The organism is Streptomyces sp. NRRL WC-3618, from assembly GCF_001280005.1.
Lineage (GTDB): Bacteria > Actinomycetota > Actinomycetes > Streptomycetales > Streptomycetaceae > Streptomyces.
The window spans coordinates 1-16,290 of the sequence record NZ_LGDW01000028.1 but is presented as its reverse complement, the minus strand read 5'-3'; the positions used below and the strand labels follow the sequence as shown (position 1 = coordinate 16,290).

General features: G+C 69.0%; 16 protein-coding genes and 1 pseudogene. 4 read left to right on the top strand and 13 right to left on the bottom strand.

Annotation, left to right across the window (positions count from 1 at the left end):
* Window positions 1–78 precede the first annotated feature (78 nt).
* The 10 genes from ADL01_RS04420 to ADL01_RS04375 all read right to left on the bottom strand — a co-directional run bounded on the left by ADL01_RS04420 (window position 79) and on the right by ADL01_RS04375 (window position 8,910).
* Window positions 79–1,002, bottom strand: coding sequence for a TIGR03619 family F420-dependent LLM class oxidoreductase (locus ADL01_RS04420; RefSeq protein ID WP_053740549.1), 924 nt, complete (start codon window positions 1,000–1,002; stop codon window positions 79–81).
* A gap of 56 nt (window positions 1,003–1,058) precedes the next feature.
* Window positions 1,059–1,271 (bottom strand): ferredoxin, encoded by a 213-nt coding sequence (locus ADL01_RS04415; RefSeq protein WP_053740548.1) that lies wholly within the window; start codon window positions 1,269–1,271, stop codon window positions 1,059–1,061.
* Window positions 1,272–1,312: 41 nt separating this feature from the next.
* The gene (locus ADL01_RS04410; protein ID WP_053740547.1) at window positions 1,313–2,509 is read right to left on the bottom strand and encodes a cytochrome P450; all 1,197 of its coding nucleotides are present in this window, start codon (window positions 2,507–2,509) and stop codon (window positions 1,313–1,315) included.
* Between the two features lie 229 nt (window positions 2,510–2,738).
* Complete coding sequence (locus tag ADL01_RS04405) at window positions 2,739–3,341, bottom strand: TetR/AcrR family transcriptional regulator (RefSeq protein WP_053740546.1); 603 nt, start codon at window positions 3,339–3,341, stop codon at window positions 2,739–2,741.
* A gap of 48 nt (window positions 3,342–3,389) precedes the next feature.
* Window positions 3,390–4,235, bottom strand: a complete 846-nt coding sequence (locus ADL01_RS04400; protein WP_053740545.1) for a fumarylacetoacetate hydrolase family protein — start codon at window positions 4,233–4,235, stop codon at window positions 3,390–3,392.
* 10 nt (window positions 4,236–4,245) lie between these two features.
* A complete protein-coding gene (locus ADL01_RS04395; protein ID WP_053740544.1) occupies window positions 4,246–5,190 on the bottom strand; it encodes a 3,4-dihydroxyphenylacetate 2,3-dioxygenase in 945 nt (314 codons plus the stop codon).
* Window positions 5,183–6,646: an aldehyde dehydrogenase gene (locus ADL01_RS04390; protein ID WP_053740543.1), complete on the bottom strand. Its 1,464-nt coding sequence runs from the start codon at window positions 6,644–6,646 to the stop codon at window positions 5,183–5,185. The genes ADL01_RS04395 and ADL01_RS04390 overlap by 8 nt, the downstream gene beginning before the upstream one ends.
* A 34-nt stretch (window positions 6,647–6,680) precedes the next feature.
* A complete protein-coding gene (locus ADL01_RS04385) occupies window positions 6,681–7,487 on the bottom strand; it encodes an acetoacetate decarboxylase family protein (RefSeq protein WP_053740542.1) in 807 nt (268 codons plus the stop codon).
* 2 nt (window positions 7,488–7,489) lie between these two features.
* Entirely contained in the window at window positions 7,490–8,719 is a 1,230-nt protein-coding gene (locus ADL01_RS04380) for an NAD(P)/FAD-dependent oxidoreductase (RefSeq protein WP_053740541.1), read from the bottom strand.
* 2 nt (window positions 8,720–8,721) lie between these two features.
* A complete protein-coding gene (locus ADL01_RS04375; protein WP_053740540.1) occupies window positions 8,722–8,910 on the bottom strand; it encodes a ferredoxin in 189 nt (62 codons plus the stop codon).
* 360 nt (window positions 8,911–9,270) lie between these two features.
* On the opposite strand from ADL01_RS04375, the gene ADL01_RS04370 reads away from it, so the two are divergent.
* The 4 genes from ADL01_RS04370 to npdG all read left to right on the top strand — a co-directional run bounded on the left by ADL01_RS04370 (window position 9,271) and on the right by npdG (window position 13,840).
* Entirely contained in the window at window positions 9,271–10,599 is a 1,329-nt protein-coding gene (locus ADL01_RS04370) for a glutamine synthetase family protein (protein ID WP_199834754.1), read from the top strand.
* Between the two features lie 16 nt (window positions 10,600–10,615).
* Complete coding sequence (locus tag ADL01_RS04365; RefSeq protein ID WP_053740538.1) at window positions 10,616–11,902, top strand: cytochrome P450; 1,287 nt, start codon at window positions 10,616–10,618, stop codon at window positions 11,900–11,902.
* 111 nt (window positions 11,903–12,013) lie between these two features.
* Window positions 12,014–12,952, top strand: coding sequence for a TIGR03619 family F420-dependent LLM class oxidoreductase (locus tag ADL01_RS04360; RefSeq protein ID WP_078960318.1), 939 nt, complete (start codon window positions 12,014–12,016; stop codon window positions 12,950–12,952).
* 159 nt (window positions 12,953–13,111) lie between these two features.
* On the top strand, window positions 13,112–13,840 hold the full coding sequence (gene npdG / locus ADL01_RS04355; RefSeq protein WP_053740537.1) for an NADPH-dependent F420 reductase: 729 nt from the start codon (window positions 13,112–13,114) through the stop codon (window positions 13,838–13,840).
* On the opposite strand, the pseudogene ADL01_RS45750 reads toward npdG, so the two are convergent.
* The 3 genes and pseudogenes from ADL01_RS45750 to ADL01_RS04345 form a co-directional block, all read right to left on the bottom strand.
* Window positions 13,827–14,615 (bottom strand): annotated as a pseudogene (locus ADL01_RS45750) (transposase family protein); the annotation flags it as partial. The gene npdG and the pseudogene ADL01_RS45750 overlap by 14 nt on opposite strands.
* A gap of 118 nt (window positions 14,616–14,733) precedes the next feature.
* A complete protein-coding gene (locus ADL01_RS47140; protein WP_267889894.1) occupies window positions 14,734–14,865 on the bottom strand; it encodes a hypothetical protein in 132 nt (43 codons plus the stop codon).
* 186 nt (window positions 14,866–15,051) lie between these two features.
* Window positions 15,052–16,146: an ISAs1 family transposase gene (locus ADL01_RS04345; RefSeq protein ID WP_053740536.1), complete on the bottom strand. Its 1,095-nt coding sequence runs from the start codon at window positions 16,144–16,146 to the stop codon at window positions 15,052–15,054.
* Window positions 16,147–16,290 lie beyond the last annotated feature (144 nt).

The window sequence follows — 16,290 nt, the reverse complement described above, 5'->3', positions numbered from 1 at the left end:
GGGTGTGGGGAGATCCTTTGCGCGGCGGCGGAGTTCTTACACGGTGGAAACCCGGGGACTCGCGGCACGTGCGACGGATTACGCGGTCATCCTCTCCACGCGCCGCATGACGTCCCGGCAGAAGGTTCCGATGCCGTTGGGGTCGTCGATGAACTGGTTCGGCTTGATGCAGAAGGTGGTGAAGCCCTGCTCCAGCTGCTCGGGAACGGAGGCCAGGGCGGCGCCGAGGTTGGCCGGTGAGTGGTCGTCGGGGAACACGGCCTGGGTGCCGCCGATCATCTCCAGGTCGGCGATGTCGCGTCCTGCTCCGGCCATGGCGTCCCCGAGCTGCCGCATGTCTTCGGGTGTGGGCCGTCCGAGCGGATGGAAGCCGTGCCCGTACCGCACCAGCCGCCGCAACAGCGGGCCGTGCATGCCCTGTCCTCCGAACCACAGCCGCGGGCCGTCAGGACGGTACGCCTTGGGCTCGAAGTAGACGTCCTGGAAGGGATAGTGCTCGCCGTCGTGGGAGATCGGGGACGGCCCCCAGGCCTTCGCCCAGACCTGAAGGTGCTCGTCCAGCAGCCTCCCCCGCTTGCCGAAAGGCACGCCCAGGGCCGCGTACTCGTCCCTGCTCCAGCTCACCGTGGGCTGCACCACGAGACGGCCCTCGCTGAGCATGTCCAGCGTGCCGAGTTCGCGGGCGAGCAGCAGAGGGTGGCGCAGGGGTGCGAGGACGGCCGCGGCGGCCAGCCGGAGGCGGGAGGTGACGGAGGCGATGGAGGCGAGCAGGAGCAGGGAGTTCGGCCAGGGGGTATAGGGGTCCTGGTTGCCCGGGAGGGCGTAGTCGCGGGGGTTTCCCATGACACCGGCGGCCCCGGCGTCCGGTCCGAGCACGATGTGTTCGCTGACCATGACCGCGTCGAAGCCGGCCTCCTCGGCCTCGCGGGCCCACCGTACGGCGGTGGGCAGGTCCGCCCGGCCGCCGGTCAGCGTCCAGTTCTCGCTCAGGACGAGCAGCATGCGGGGAGGGGTGGGTGCAGGCACGGGTGGATGTCCTTCACTCGTGGGGATCGGGTCTACTCGTGCACCGTGATGGCCTGGAGCGGACATACGTCGGCGGCTTCGTACAGCTCCTCGGCGCTCTCCTCGTCCACGTCGGCCTCGTAGACGTCGGCCGCCCGCGACCGCAGGGACAGGCGTCCCTCGTCGTCCAGCGCGAACAGGTCGGGGGCCGCGTACACGCACTGGCCGTGGTCCTGGCACTTCTTGAGGTCGACTTCGACCTTCATGACGGCTCCTGTCTCTCCCGGTTCTCGGAGAGGTCGGTGGATCAGAGGAAACGGACGGGGAGGTGGGTGATCGTGCGCAGGAACTCGGTGTGGGCGTAGGCGGGTTCACCCGCCGGCACGACACCGGAGAACCGGTTGACGATCGAGCTGAAGACGATGTCCGCCTCGGCGCGTGCCAGGACCTGCCCGGCGCAGCCGTGCATGCCGGAACCGAAGGCCAGGTGCTGGCTGACGGCGACCGGGCGGGTGTGATCGAAGGTGTCGGGGTCGGCGAAGACCTCCGGGTCGCGGTTGGCCGAGGCGATGAGCAGGGCCAGCGCCTCTCCGGCCGGCACCGTGATGTCGCCGACGACCGTGTCCTGCGTGGTCAGGCGCACCACCATCGACTCGGGCGTGTCGATCCGCAGGATCTCGTTGATGATGCCCGGCCGTGCCTCCGGCTCGTCCCGGTAGGCGGCGAACAGCCCGGGCTGCCGTGTCATCAGCCAGATGCCGTGGTTGATGAGGTGCTTGACGTCGAGGTGGCCCACGGCGAAGAACAGCAGGATGGTGTGGACGACTTCTTCCTCGGTCATCCTGCCCTCGTCCTGCGCGGTGATGAAGGCGTCGATCAGGCCCTCGCCGGGGTGGGCTCGTTTGTCGGCCACGAGCCGGCGGATGTGCTCGGCGTACCAGACGAGCGCCTCCGTGGTGGCGCGGGCCTCGTCGTCGTTGCAGCCGGGGCCGAGGCTCAGCCCGATCTCGTAGGTCTTGCGCTGGATGGTGTCCATCTCGGTCGGCTCGATGCCGAAGATATGACAGATGGTGTCGAAGGTGCACTTCAGGGAGAGGCCGTCGGCCGCGTCCAGGGTGCCGTCACCCTTCTCCACCTCGTCGAGCACGGCCTCCACGGAGGCACGCATCACCTTCGACCACTCCTCGACCGCCTTGGGGGTGAACCAGCGGTTGGTGATCCGCCGCAGCCGCGTGTGGTCGGGGGCGTCCTTGCCCAGCATGGTGTGGTGGAGCGGGGTGGCCGGCCCGAAGTCGAGCTGTTGCACGCTCAGGGTGGGGTTGCGGATCAGCCGGGCGACGTCCTCGTAGCGGGAGACGACGTACAGGCCGACCGGATGCCTGTAGACAGGGTGCTCCTGCCGCAGCCGCGCGTAGTACGGGTACGGGTCCGCACGGAAACCGGGGTCACGGAAGGGCAGCAGATCCTCGGCGGCGGACGCGGGTCCGGCCGTGGTGACGGTCATGTCGTGACACTCCTCGTATCGGGCGCGAGGCGGAGGGAGCTGGGAGGAAAAGAGGAAGGGCGACCAGTGGGCCCTACACCACCGAGAATTATCCACACGGATAATTTCGTCAATGCTTCGCGCGCACGTAATCAACTCTTTACGCCGCCGGAAACAGGCGAGTCCCCGTCGCTGAGCGACGGGGACTCGTCCTGACCTGCCGTTATGGCAGGGACTACCGCATGGGTGACTACTCTGCGCCGCCACGCTGCCGCATCAGCAGTGACCGCAGCTCCTTCAGCGCGGCCTCGGTGACGTCCGGCTCATCAAGGACCAGCTGGTGCAGTACGAGACCCTCCAGAGCGGCGAAGACGAGCCGGGTCAGGGCAGGGCTGGTGCCTTCGGGCAGGCTGCGGGACAGTTCCCTCTCCGTGGCCTCGAAGTACTCGTCGTACAGCGCGCGGATCTGCGGCAGCAGCTCGGGCCTGCGCCGGGACTCGAGCATGAGCTCGTACTGGAACGTCTGCATGGCCGGCTCGCGGGTGACCATGTCCGCCACTCCCGCCGCGAAGTCGGCGATGTCGCCCGTGCCGGGTTCCAAGGAGCTGCTGCTCGTGCTGCTGCGCACCGCGTGTTCGAGGGCTGCCTCGATCAGCGCGTCCCGTGAACCGAAGTGGTGCACCACGAGCCCGTGCGTGACACCCGCCTCGTCCGCGACGGAGCGATAGGTGAGCTTGCGCAGCCCTCCTCGGGCCACGACGCGCACAGCGGCGTTGAGCAGGGCCTCGCGGCCGGTCCCGTAGTCCACGCGCTTGCGGGGCCTGGCGGGGGGCTGCTGGGAGGAATCGCTCATGAGCGCGACCCTACCCGCGCGTCGGGACCAGCAGACCACCCAGGGGTGTCATCGCTTCGGCGGACGGATGCCGCGGAACTCCCAGTCGCCGCCGAGCGCGGTGGACAGTACCTCCTCCGATTCGGTGGGCTGGGCGCCGATGTCGGCGCGGACCGGGGTGGGACCGGTGACGATGTGGTTGGTGAGGCGGCCCAAGCCCTCGACCTCGACCTCGACGATGTCGCCGGGCTCGACGGGGCGGGAGTTGGCGGGGGTGCCGGACAGGAGGACGTCGCCCGGGTAGAGGGTGATGGTGCGGGCGATGTCGGCGACGAGATAGTGCATGTCCCACTTCATCTCGTCGGTCGAACCGTCCTGGACCACCTTTCCATTGACATAGGTGCGCAGGCTCTTGCCGTGGAAGTCCCAGTCGGTGACCAGGCCGGGGCCGAGCGGGCAGAGGGTGTCGGAGCCCTTGACGCGGAGCATGGAGCCGGCGTCGGTGTCACGGAAGTCGTGGAGGCCGTAGTCGTTGGCGACGGTGTAGCCGGCGATGTACTCGCCCGCTTCGGCCGGGGAGATGTTGCGCGCGGTCCTTCCGATGACGATGGCCACCTCGCCCTCGTAGTTGAGCCACTTGCAGCCCTCGGGGCGGACGATGGCGCCCTTGTGCGAGTTGAGGGCCGAGGTCGGCTTGTGGAAGTAGGTGGGAGTGTCAGGGAGGTCGATATCGAACTCGTCGACACGGCTGCGGTGGTTGAGATGGACCGCGATGACCTTGGAAGGCACGACCGGGGGGAGGTGCTGGGCGTCCTCGGTCTTGACGCGGCGGCCGTCCGCGGCGACGAGTTCGTCACCGTCGACGGTGACCTGGACGGCGGCTCCGTCGAGGAGGATGCGGCGGTATTCAGGCATGGCAGTACTCCTAGATACGGCTGTGAGGGTTGTGCGCGGAGGGGGAGGCGGGCAGGCCGGCGCCGGTCCAGCCGTCGGCCGGGCGGTCGAACCAGAGGTGGACCTGGCCGGTGCCGATGGAGTTCTCGTACTCGCCGTACTGGCGGGCCTTGGCGACGCAGGCCTGTTCCCCGAGGGCGCCGGCCAGCATCAGGTAGTGGAAGAACTTCGCCTCGGGCCTGTACTTCGAGAACTCCGGCATGGTGTCGAGGACCTTGTCGTGGCGGCCCTCCTTGAACCAGGCGATCCGCTCGTAGTCGGCCTCGCGCGCCTCGGGCGTGAAGATGTGCACCGGGTCGCTCGACTCGTGGTCGCGCAGCTCGCGCAGCGGCCAGAAGGTGTGCGACAGCGCACCGGAGGCGATGACCAGGACCCGGCGGCCCGGGGTGGCGGCAATCCCGTCGGCCAGCGCGCGGCCCAGCCGCAGGTGGTCCTCCATGTCCCCGGTCTGGCACACACCGATGGTCACCCACCGCTTGTCCGGCAGCCCCTCCCCCAGGAACTTCCAGAGGTTGGTGGTGGCGTAGTAGATCGGCAGGTACTCGTCCTCGATCGCGGTGATCCAGGTCCCGTGCTTGTCGGCGAACTTCTCGATGTTGTGGGCCAGTTCAGGATCACCGGGGAAGTCGTACGGCATCCGGCACATGCCACGCGGCAGTTCCTCGGAGGTGAACAGACCGGCGCGGCGCTGCTGGGCCGTGACGACGAACTCGACGGTGGTCGCCCAGTGGGAGTCCAGGACGACGACGGTGTCGTATTCGTTGGCGGTGTCGCGCTCGAAGACGTCCTTGCGGAGCTGGTGCAGGCCGGTGACGAGGGTGATCTCCTTGCCCCCGTTCAGCTCAAGCCGGGTCTCCTCGGGCAGCACGATGGTGGGGACGTGGGCGAGGAGGCCCGCCCCGACGATCTCACCCATGGTTCTTCCATCCGTTCGGCGAGGTCACGGTGTTCTTGAGGTCGCAGTAGAAGTCGAAGCTCCAGGTGCCGCCCTCGCGGCCGACGCCCGAGTGACGGGAGCCGCCGAACGGCGCCTGCAGGTCGCGGACGAAGAAGCAGTTGGTCCAGACCGTGCCTGCGACCAGCTGGGCGGTGACGCGTTCGGCGCGCTCGGGGTCACCCGTGGCGAGCGTGGCGGCCAGCCCGAAGCGGGTGTCGTTGGCGAGGCGGACGGCTTCGTCTTCGGTGGCGAAGGTCTGCAGGGTCAGGACCGGGCCGAAGACCTCCTCCTGCACGACCTCCGAGTCCTGGGCGACGTCGGTCAGGAGGGTCGGCGCGTAGTACTGGCCGTCCTTGCGGTGGCCGCCGATGACCGCGCGGGCACCGGCCGCCACGGCACGCTGCACGAAGCCGTCGATCTTCTCCAGCTGGAGCGGGTGGATGTTCGGCCCGATGTCGGTAGCCTCGCCGCGCGGGTCGCCCTGGGTGAGCTGCCCGGCCTTCTCTACGAAGCGGCGGGTGAACTCCTCGGCGACCGACTCCTCGACCAGGAAGCGCGTCGCAGCCAGGCACACCTGGCCGGCGTTGTCATACTGCTCCACCGCCAGGTCGACGGCCAGGTCCAGGTCCGCGTCGGCGAACACCAACAGCGGCGACTTGCCACCCAGTTCGAGACTCAAGGGCGTGAGGTTCGCGGCCGCCGACTCCGCGATCCGCTTGGCCGTGGGCACGGAGCCGGTGAAGCTGATCCGGCGCACGTCGGGATGCGAGGTCAGCGCGTCGCCGATCTCGGAGCCGTAGCCCTGGACGACGTTGAGGACGCCTGCCGGGAGCCCGGCCTCGGCGGCGATGTCGGCCAGCAGGGAGGCAGTCAGCGGGGTCCACTCGGCGGGCTTGAGGATCACCGTGTTGCCGGCCGCGAGAGCCGGGGCGACCTTCCAAGTGGCCAGCATCAACGGGGCGTTCCACGGTGTGATCAGCACGGAGGGGCCCGCTGGGTCCCAGCTGACGTGGTTGGTGTGCCCGCGCGTCTCGAAGTCCTCGTGCTCCAGTTTCAGCAGCCAGTCCGCGAAGAAGCGGAAGTTGTGGGCGACGCGGGGCATGACGCCCCGGCGGTGGGAGCGCAGAAGGGCTCCGTTGTCGGTGGTCTCGACGATGGAGAGCTCTTCGATCCGCTTCTCGACCCCGTCGGCGATGGCGTGCAGGATGCGTGCGCGTTCCGCGCGGGAGGTGGCCGCCCAGGCGGGGAACGCGGCCTTCGCGGCGGCCACGGCGGCGGCTGCCTCCATGGCCGTGCCTCGGGAGATGCCGCCGATCGTGCTGCCGTCGATGGGCGAGACGTCCGGGAACGTCTGTGCCGAGGCGACGCGCTCGCCGCCGATCCAGTGCCGGGTGTCGATGGCGACCCCGGCAACGGTGATGGTGTGTTCGCTCATGCTCTGCTCCTCCGGTCTCACGAGGTGGTGGGGTCTACTCGGCGCCGGAGGTGCCGGATTCCAGCAGTCGGCCACCGTCCCAGACGACGCCGACCTGGCGGTAGTAGGCGGCGATCGGCTCGCGGATCTCCAGGCGGGCCAGTTCTTCGGTGGGCGCCTCGAACAGCTCCAGCTCGGCGTCGCCGCGCCAGGCCTGTCCCCCCTCGAAGGATGCGGCGCCCGACTCGATCAGCTCGTCCAGAGCGAGGCCCTTGCCCTTCTCGATGGAGGGCAGCCAGCGGTGGTGGGCCATCGGGTGGGCGTTGACGAAGCCGTTCGTCTGCGACGGCTCGCGCAGGGTGACCACGGTCTGGGCCAGGCGCCGGTCGGCGGCGGCGAGCGTGGCGCCGAAACGGGCCCCCGCCTCGATGCGCGGCGCGGGGCCGTAGGGGTGCGGGCGGGTCTGGTGGATCGAGCCGAGCTTCTTCGGGTAGCCCTGGTACAGCCCGCGCGCGATGGCGAAGTCCTTGTCGACCCAGATGTAGACGCATCGCGAGTACGTCTGGCCGCGGTACTTGCAGCGGACGACCGCGAACGCCTCCTTGTACTGGGAGAGCACGGGATCGAGCAGCTCCTCGCCGGACGCCGAGCAGGACTGCCAGTCGGCCCAGATCAGCGCCACCGCGCCCGGGTCCTCGTCGGCGAGCTCCAGTGGCTCGGGAAGCAGTTCACGCACGCGCGCCGGGTCGGTGCGGTACTCGACGGTGAGCAGGTCCCCGGAGTACAGCCAGGGCGGTGAGGGGACCAGCGACGAGGCACCGCTCGCCGTCTTGGGGAAGAAGAATCCACGGACGGTGTTCATGATCAGCGAAGTCCTTTGGCGGTGAGGGCGGGCTGCTCGAGCAGTTCGGCGCGGTATCGGGAGGCGGCGGCCACCGCGGCCGGACCGCCGAGGGCGACGACACCGGCCAGCCGGTCGCCGGTGTGGTAGCCGACGACGACATCACCGTCGAGGTCGCCGTCCAGGACCCGTACGTCCTCCTTGCCGAGTACCGGTGCGCCGAAGGACTGGAGGCGGAAGTCGTGCTGGTCGCTCCAGAAAGTGGGCAGCGGCGCGAACGGGGACAGGCCGTGGCTGGTGCCGGCCAGCTGGGCGACGAGGGTCTTCGCGGCGTGCTTGGCGGTGTCCGTGGGGATGCACCAGTGCTCCACACGTCGCGGTACGCCGTCGTAGCGGGCGTTGGGGAAGCGGGCGACGTCGCCGACGGCCACCACGTCGGGCCGTCCGCCGGCGCGCAGGTGCTCGTCTGTGAGCACGCCGTCGCTCAGGTCGAGGCCGTTGCCGTCCAGCCACTCGGTGTTGGCGACCGACCCGACCGACTCGACCACCACGTCGGCGGGAAGGACGGTGCCGTCACCGAGGGCCACCCCGGTGACGTGGTCGTCGCCGGTGAAGCCGGTCACGCCTGTGCCGAGGGCGAAGCGCACGCCGCGCTCTTCGTGACGCTTCAGCAGGGCCCTGGCGAGGAGCTCGCCGAGGGGGCCGACCATCGGCAGGGGCAGCGGGTCGACGACCGTCACCTCCTGGGCGCCCAGAGCGAGGGCGGTGGCGGCGACCTCGCAGCCGATGAATCCGCCTCCGACGACGACCACGCGGGTTCCGGGCCTGGTCAGGGCCTGTCGCAGGCCCTGCGCGTCGTCGATGGTGCGGACCGTGTGCCGGCCCGCGAGCGGGCCGGGGCAGCGCAGGCGCCGGGGCCGCATTCCGGTGGCGACGACCAGACCGTCGTACGAGAGTGCCTCGCCGCCGTCGAACTCGACGATGTTCTCCGCGAGCCTGGTGGCGACGATCTTGGTGCCCAGCCGCCATTCCGCGTCGGCCACACTCGCCCGAAGACGGAAGGCGAGTGACTCGAAGGGTGCCTTGCCGGCCAGGACCTCCTTGGACAGGGGCGGCCGGTTATAGGGCATGTGCGGCTCGTCACCGACGAGCGTGATGGTTTCGGTCCAGCCGGCGGCCCGCAACTGCTCGGCCGCGCGCAGGCCAGCCATGGAGGCGCCGGCCACGACGATGCGTGCACTCCGCGAAGTCATGGTCAGTCCTCTATACGGATGGCCTGGAGCGGACACACGTCGGCGGCTTCCTCGACCTCTTCGCGCAGCGCGTCGTCGGGGTCGGGGACGTAGGCCAGGTGGCCGCTGTCGTCCATGGAGAACACATCGGGGGCGGCGAAGACGCACTGGCCGTGGTCCTGGCACTTGTTCATGTCGACGACGACCTTCATGGCCGGTCCTCCTGAAAGTGAGGGCGTCGGAGCGGGGGGTCAAGGGAGGAAGAGGGGCCCGACCACTGTCGGCCGGGCCCCGGCCAAGGGTCCGGCGACTGACCGAGCCCTTACTCATTTGGCTTCAAACAACATAGGAAGCCACCCGGCCCTGGTCAATACCTATCCATGCGGATAATTTTTTCCCTGCCCCCTCTTGCGGGGCCCCCGAAGCTCTCATACCGTTTGGCATCAAACAAGCTGCCCCGTGCGCCGCGCCCCCCACCCGTACCGGCCCTCTGACTCCCCTCACCATCCACACCCCTAGCGCCCGAGGAGACATCGGTGAGCGCAGACCCAACCTCCAGCCTCCGTCAGCGCATGCAGCGGCTCGCCGCCGACGGCATCGACGTGGTGCGCGTGACCTATCCCGACCTGATCGGCACCGACCGAGCGCGCGACGTGCTGCTGGATCACCTGCCGTCGGCCTGCGACCACGGCCTGGCCTTCTGCCGGGCCGTGTACCACACCAGCCCCCAGGGTGACGTGGTCCCCGTCTCCGGCGGTCTCGACGCCGGCCTGCCCGACATCACCGTGCGACCGGACCTGGACACCCTGGTCCCCCTCCCCTGGGAACCCGGCGTCGCCTCCTGCCTCGCCGACGTCACCGACCCGGCCACCGGCCTGCCCGCGCCCGAGTCGCCCCGCGATCTGCTGCGCACCGTCATCGACCGATGTGCCGAACACGGCCTGCGTCCGGTGGTCGGCCCCGAACTCGAGTACTTCCTCTGCGAGGAGGACCCGGCCTCCCCGAGCGGCTGGAAGCGTTACTCGGGCGCCACCGGCGTCGCCTACACCGCCGGTCTGCGCGGCGACGGCGACAATCACCTGCTCCGCACGCTGCGTCTGTTGCGGGACATGAACATCGGCGTGACCAGCGGAAACCACGAGTTCGACGGCGGCCAGTTCGAGATCAACCTCACCCACTCCGACGCCCGGTCCGCCGCGGACCGCGCCTTCCGCTTCAAGTCCGCGATCAAGGAACTGGCCCGGAAGGAGGGAAAACTCGCCACCTTCATGGCCAAGCCGTTCAACGACGCCGGAGGCTCCGGTTTCCACCTCCACCTGTCATGCGACAGCTCCGACGAGGAAGGCGCCGGTAACGCCTTCGACGATCCCGCCGGAGCGTACGGGCTGTCCGCCACCGCACGCCACGCCGTCGCCGGCATCCTCGCCCACGCCCCGGCCCTGGCCGCACTGGCCAACCCGACCGTGAACTCCTACCGGCGTTTCGGCCCGGACACCCTCGCCCCCTGGCTGATCGACTGGGGCCTGGACAACCGCAGCGCCATGATCCGTATCCCGCCCGAGCGCGGCTCCGGTGCCCGGTTCGAACTGCGCCTCGGTGACGCCAGCGCCAACCCGTATCTGCTGATCGCGGGCACGGTCGCCGCCGCACTGCTCGGGGTTCTGACCGGCGAGGAGCCCCCCGCCCCCCTGGAGGGGTACGGCTACGACACCGCCAAGGCAGCCATGCTGCCCATGAGCCTGCCGGCCGCGCTGGACGCCCTGGAAGCGGACACGGAGCTGACCGACATCCTCGGCAAGGACTTCACCGCCTCGTTCCTCTCCTACAAGCGCAACGAGATCGAACGCTTCCAACGGCACGTCACCGACTGGGAGTTCACCGAGTACGCCTACCACCTGTGACACTGGGAGCCATGCGATGACGACCGAGAGCCCGACCGCCGCCGTGAACGAACCGATGCCACTGGCAGACGTCAACCTCGCCGACCTGGACAACTTCACCGACGGCATCACCCCATGGCGCATGTTCCACACCCTGCGCCACCAGGACCCGGTGCACTGGCAGCCCGAGGACGCCCCCAACTCCGGCTTCTGGGCCGTGACCCGCCACGCCGACATCGCCCGCGTCGACCGTGACGCCGAGACCTTCACCTCCACGAAGTTCGTCAACCTCGAAGAAGTCGACGATGACCAGATCAAGACCCGCGCCTCCATCCTGGAGCTGGACGGTGTCCGCCACCGCGCGCTGCGCAGTCTGCTCCAGCGTCAGTTCGGCGCGAGCGTCATCAACAGCTACACCGACTTCCTGCGTGGCCTGACCGCCACCACGCTGGACGCGGCGCTGGCCAAGGGGACCTTCGACTTCGTCAAGGAAGTCTCCGCCGACTTCCCCATCAACGTCCTCGCCCGCCTCCTCGACGTACCGCCCGAGGACAACCAGCAGCTCATCGACTGGGGCAACCGCATCATCGGCAACACCGACCCCGACTACGCCGACGTCCTGCTGGACAGCGCGGAGAGCGAGCAGTACCGGCACCTGCCCTTCCGCTCACCCGCCTCGCTGGAGGTCTTCGAGTACGGCCGTGAGCTGGCCCGGCAGCGGCGCGGCGGCGACGGCACCGACCTGGTGTCGAAGCTGGTGAACACCATCCCGAAGGACGGTGTGCCGCTCTCGCCACAGGACTTCGACAACTACTTCCTGCTCCTCGTCGTGGCCGGCAACGAGACCACCCGCCACACCATCACCCACTCCATGCTGGCCCTCCTCCAGCACCCCGACCAGCTGGCCCGCCTCAAGGACGACCCGTCCCTGATTCCCGTCGCGGTGGAGGAGTTCCTGCGCTGGGCCTCCCCCGTCTACCACTTCCGCCGCACCGCCACCCAGGACGTCGAACTCGGCGGCAAGCGGATCAAGGAGGGCGACAAGGTCGTCATGTGGTACGCCTCCGGCAACCGTGACGAGGCGGCCTTCGCCAACCCGTACGACTTGGATGTCACCCGCGCCGACAACGACCACGTCACCTTCGGCAAGGGCAGCCCACACCTGTGCCTGGGAAACCTGCTCGCCCGCACCGAGATCCGCATCATGTTCGAGGAGCTGATCCCCCGCCTCGCCGACATCCGCCTCGTCGGCGACGTCCCGCGCGTCCGCTCCAACTTCGTCAACGGCATCAAGAAACTACCCGTCGAAGTCACCCTCGCCTGATCGCGGCGGCCCATCCGCACGGCGGCTCACGAAGGTGGGCACGCCCTCGGAGTCCTGGGGGCAGCCCCTCATGTTTGTTGTCAAACGATCTCCGTCTCGAGGATTGCAACGATGACCATTCCCCGCATGCAGCTCGTCCTCAGCGAGAACTGGACCATGACGGGCGGTCGGGCGGATCTGCCGACCGTGGTCCGCTGGGCCCGCGAAGCCGAGGACGCCGGGTTCGACTCCGTCATGATCAGCGAGCACATCGTGCTCGGCCCCGACGCAGGCGCCAACGGCGTGATGGGCAACCCGCGCGACTACGCCTTGCCCGGCAACCAGGACCCGTACACCCCTTGGCCCAACTCGCTCATCCTGCTCAGTGCGATCGCCGCTGTCACCGACCGCTTGCGCCTGGCCGCGTCGGCGGTTATCGCCCCCCTGCGGCACCCCCTGCTCCTCGCTCGCGAGCTCGGCACCCTCGATCTCCTCTCCGAGGGACGCCTGATGGTGCTCCCGAACGTCAGTTGGAGCCGCGACGAGTATGCGGCACTCGGCGTCCCGTTCACCCGGCGCGGCAAGCTCCTCGACGAGCACCTGGAGATCTGGGCGAAACTGTGGGGCCCCTCTCCGGTGTCGCACGAGAGCGAGTACTACAGCTTCCAGGACGTCTACTTCGAGCCCAAGGCCCACCACCTGGACGGCCCTCGGCTGTGCTTCGGCGGCGCAGGCATGCACGACGCGATGGTCCGGAGGATCGTCCGGTACGGCCACGCCTTCAACCCGCTGGGGAAGGTGAAGCCCGAAGAGATGCAGACACTCAAGGAGGCGATGGCCGCCGCAGGACGCGACGTCGCCGACCTGGAGATGATTGGCGGCACCCGCGCCGTCTTCCCCGACGACAGCTCGTGCGCCGACCTCGCGCAGGCCCTGGACCCGATTCCCGAGCAGATGGCACAGGGCTTCACGACCTTCTGCATCAAGCCCTCGCAATTCACCGACGACCCGGACGGAGTCGGCGAGTTCTGCCGCGAGGTGATGCGCCGCGTGGGGACGCTGACCGCCTGAGGCGAGCGCACACCGTCACACCGACCGCTGCGCTCGACTGGCTGCCGGCAGACACCACCTGAGGCCGCGGGACAACGTCGTGGGTCCGGTCCCGGGCCGGACCCACGCAATGAACCCAATGAACTGAATGAACCGAATGAGCAACCGGAGGATCATCGCATGACCACCGCCGACGAAGCCGCCGACGGCCGGACCCCAGCCCCGGCCAGATCCACCGCACCAGGCCCCTACGACCTCCCCGACATTTCAGGCCTGGTCGTAGGCGTCCTCGGGGGCACCGGCCCGCAGGGGCGCGGCCTTGCCTACCGGTTCGCCTGCTCGGGCCAGCAGGTCATCATCGGCTCGCGCAGCGCCGAGAGGGCCGCGTCCACTGCGACGGCCATCGGACACGGCGTACGCGGTGCCGACAACATCATCACCGCGCGGGAAAGCGACCTGGTGATCGTCGCCACTCCCTGGGAAGGACACGCTGAGCTGTTGACCGCGCTCCGCGAAGAACTCGCGGGCAAGATCGTGATCGACTGCGTCAACCCGCTCGGCTTCGACAAGAAGGGCGCCTACGCCCTCAGGCCGGAGGAGGGAAGCGCCGCCCAGCAAGCCGCCATCCTGCTCCCGAACTCCCGTGTGACCGCCGCGTTCCACCATCTCTCCGCCGTCACCCTCGAGGACCGGCACATCGAGAAGATCGACACCGACGTGCTCGTCCTGGGCGAGGAACGCGCCGCCACCGACATCGTTCAGGCACTGGCCTCCCGTCTCCCGGGCGCGCGCGGTGTCTTCGGCGGACGACTGCGCAACGCCCATCAGGTGGAGTCTCTGGTGGCCAACCTGATCTCGGTCAATCGCCGCTACAAGGCCCACGCCGGCCTGCGCGTCACCGACGTCTGAGTGGCAGCCCGGGGGAATCGGCGAGGTACGCGCGCCGGTTCTCACAGCCACCGGCCGGCGCTGGGGGTTCAACGACGCCTTCCTGTTCTCCGGGGCCTTCCCGTACGTCCGGCCCCACAGGCGTATCGGCAGACGAACTCCAGGCTCTGCGCCGACCTGCGGCAAGGTCGAGATCGTTGTCGAACTCGTGGTGAGCGAAGTGGTCATCGACGCCACCGGTTACGGGCAGCCCGTCGGCCGAGGTGTGCGTGTGCTCGCCGAGGTGCTGACGGTAGTTCCGCGACCGTCGCACCATCGGATGCGAAGTGTCACGGTCGGGGTGTTCGTGCTGGTGGGTGGGGTGATCATCGGGGCGAGATCGTCCGTCACCGCTGGACCTCGGTGTTCGCCAGGACGAGGAGGGCTCGCAGGAGGGTGGTCCGTGGCGGGTGTCCATACGGACCTTGGTGAGGCAGCGCCACGATTTCAGGTTCGCGAAGCCGTGCTCGACGGCGGCGCGTTCGCGGTTGAGCAGGCGGTTCGCTTCTCTCTCCGCGTCAGTGAGCTGGTGGTTGCGGGTGGCCTTTCGGCCGGTGACGATCACCGGGTGGTCGTCGGGGTCGTCGTCCAGGCGGACGAACCCGAGATCGGCCAGGGCTCCGAGACCGGCCTCGCGCAGGTGTCCGGTGATCTTGTTGTGGCGGGCGGTGGTGATCTCGCTGGACCGGCCCGGCTTCGCCGCCGAGATCCAGGTCACGTTGCCCTGCTCGTCGGTCGGCGCGAGAAACAGCAGGCCATGGGACTTGTGTTTGCCGCTGTAGTTCTTCCGGTTGTCCTTCCCGGGGTGCGGCGCCGAGTACGGATGAGGGTGCCGTCCATCAGGACCACGACCCCGCCGGCACGGGCGATCTTCTTCAGCGCGCGGTCCAGGCGCGGTGCACGGCGGACAGCAGCCGGATCACTTCCATCACCCAGCGGCGCACGGTGGAGGCGCAGACCGCGTTGCCGCCGGCCATGTCGCCAAGACGCTGGTCGTGACGGAGCACGGCGAGCACGATGACCGCCTGGGGCCCGGAACTGACCTTGCCGCCAACGGGTGTTCAGCCGATTGCGTTCCTGGCCTATCAGGCCGCCGACGAGATCGAGGGTCCGCTTCGACACCAGAAGCCGAACCTGATAGACAGCATGCTGAGCCCAAGGCCCCGGGGAGAATCCGGAACGTCCGCTTTTGATCATGGGATGCCGTGAAGGGTGAGGACGTCCTCCGGGCGGGTGAGAGCGCGTCGCCCGTTGGCGATGTTGGCCCAGCCGGCTCGGTGGAGGGTTGCCCGGGCGAGGTCGCGGAGGGAGCTCATGACGGCAGGTGTGCGGTGGCGGCGGACCTGGCTGGCGTCCTCGGCGAAGGTGACGTCCTTGACCCAGTGGATCTTGTTTTCGATAATCCAGTGTCCCCTGCTCCAGGCGGCCAGCTCGGCCGGGGAGGCTTCGTGGGCTTCGAGGTCGGTGACCGCGTAGACGCTCTTGGTCGACCACTTCCGGGTGTCGATCCGGCGTCGCTTGCGACGGATCCGCATGGCCTGCCGGGCATGCGGGAACAGGAGGCCGTCGACGGTGACGACCTGCAGTTCGCGGATCTCTTCACGTCCATGGCCCCGGTCGCGGCAGCGGTCCATGACTGGGGCCTGCTTCCAGGCAAGGCGGCTCAACTGGCTTGACAGTTTAGGCTGGTTGGACTTCACGGAGAGTAGGTAGGGGGCCTTGCGCTGTTCAACGAGGTAGGTGGCATGGGCCCGCTGGGCGTGGAGGGCGTCGACCGTGACCACGGCATCGTTGAGGTCCTGGTCGTCGATGGTGTCCAACAGCGGGGCGATCTCGTATCTCGTTGGTTTCGTGCCGATCTCATGCAGGGCCGTGGTCAGCGCGTCATCGTGACGGACAGCGGTCAGCACGAATACCCGGCTGTCATCAGCGCGGACGGCTCCGCGCAGGCACTTGCCGTCGACCGCGAACGCCCGCCGACGCCGGCGCTGATCCGGGCTGCGTGCGGAGGTCCGGTGGGCGCGGCGCTGCTCGCGCTCCGGAATGCCGTCCGGGCCCAGCGGCCCTACCACGGACGGTGCGAGAGAGGTGAGTCGGGCGAATCCGGCCGCTGTGAGAGCGCCGGGGTCGACCCGGGCGAAGACGTCCCGCAAGGTCCGCTCTCCCGGCGCCCGGAAGCGGCCGGCGAACGGATCGAAGGGACAGCCCAGCCGGGCCAGTACCGCCTGATCGCAGCGGTGGGCCCACTCGGCTATCGCGACCAGGGAGTGGTGGCCGGCCGCCGTCATCACGCACACCCCGTCGCCAGGAGCGTGGGTAGGTGGTAGCGCACCCCACGTGGATCCCGGGGATCGGGCACCCGGGCCAGCGCCTGCAGCAAACCTGTGGGAGGCACCTTCCTGGCCGGGACAATGGACGAGGAGGGTGCCTCG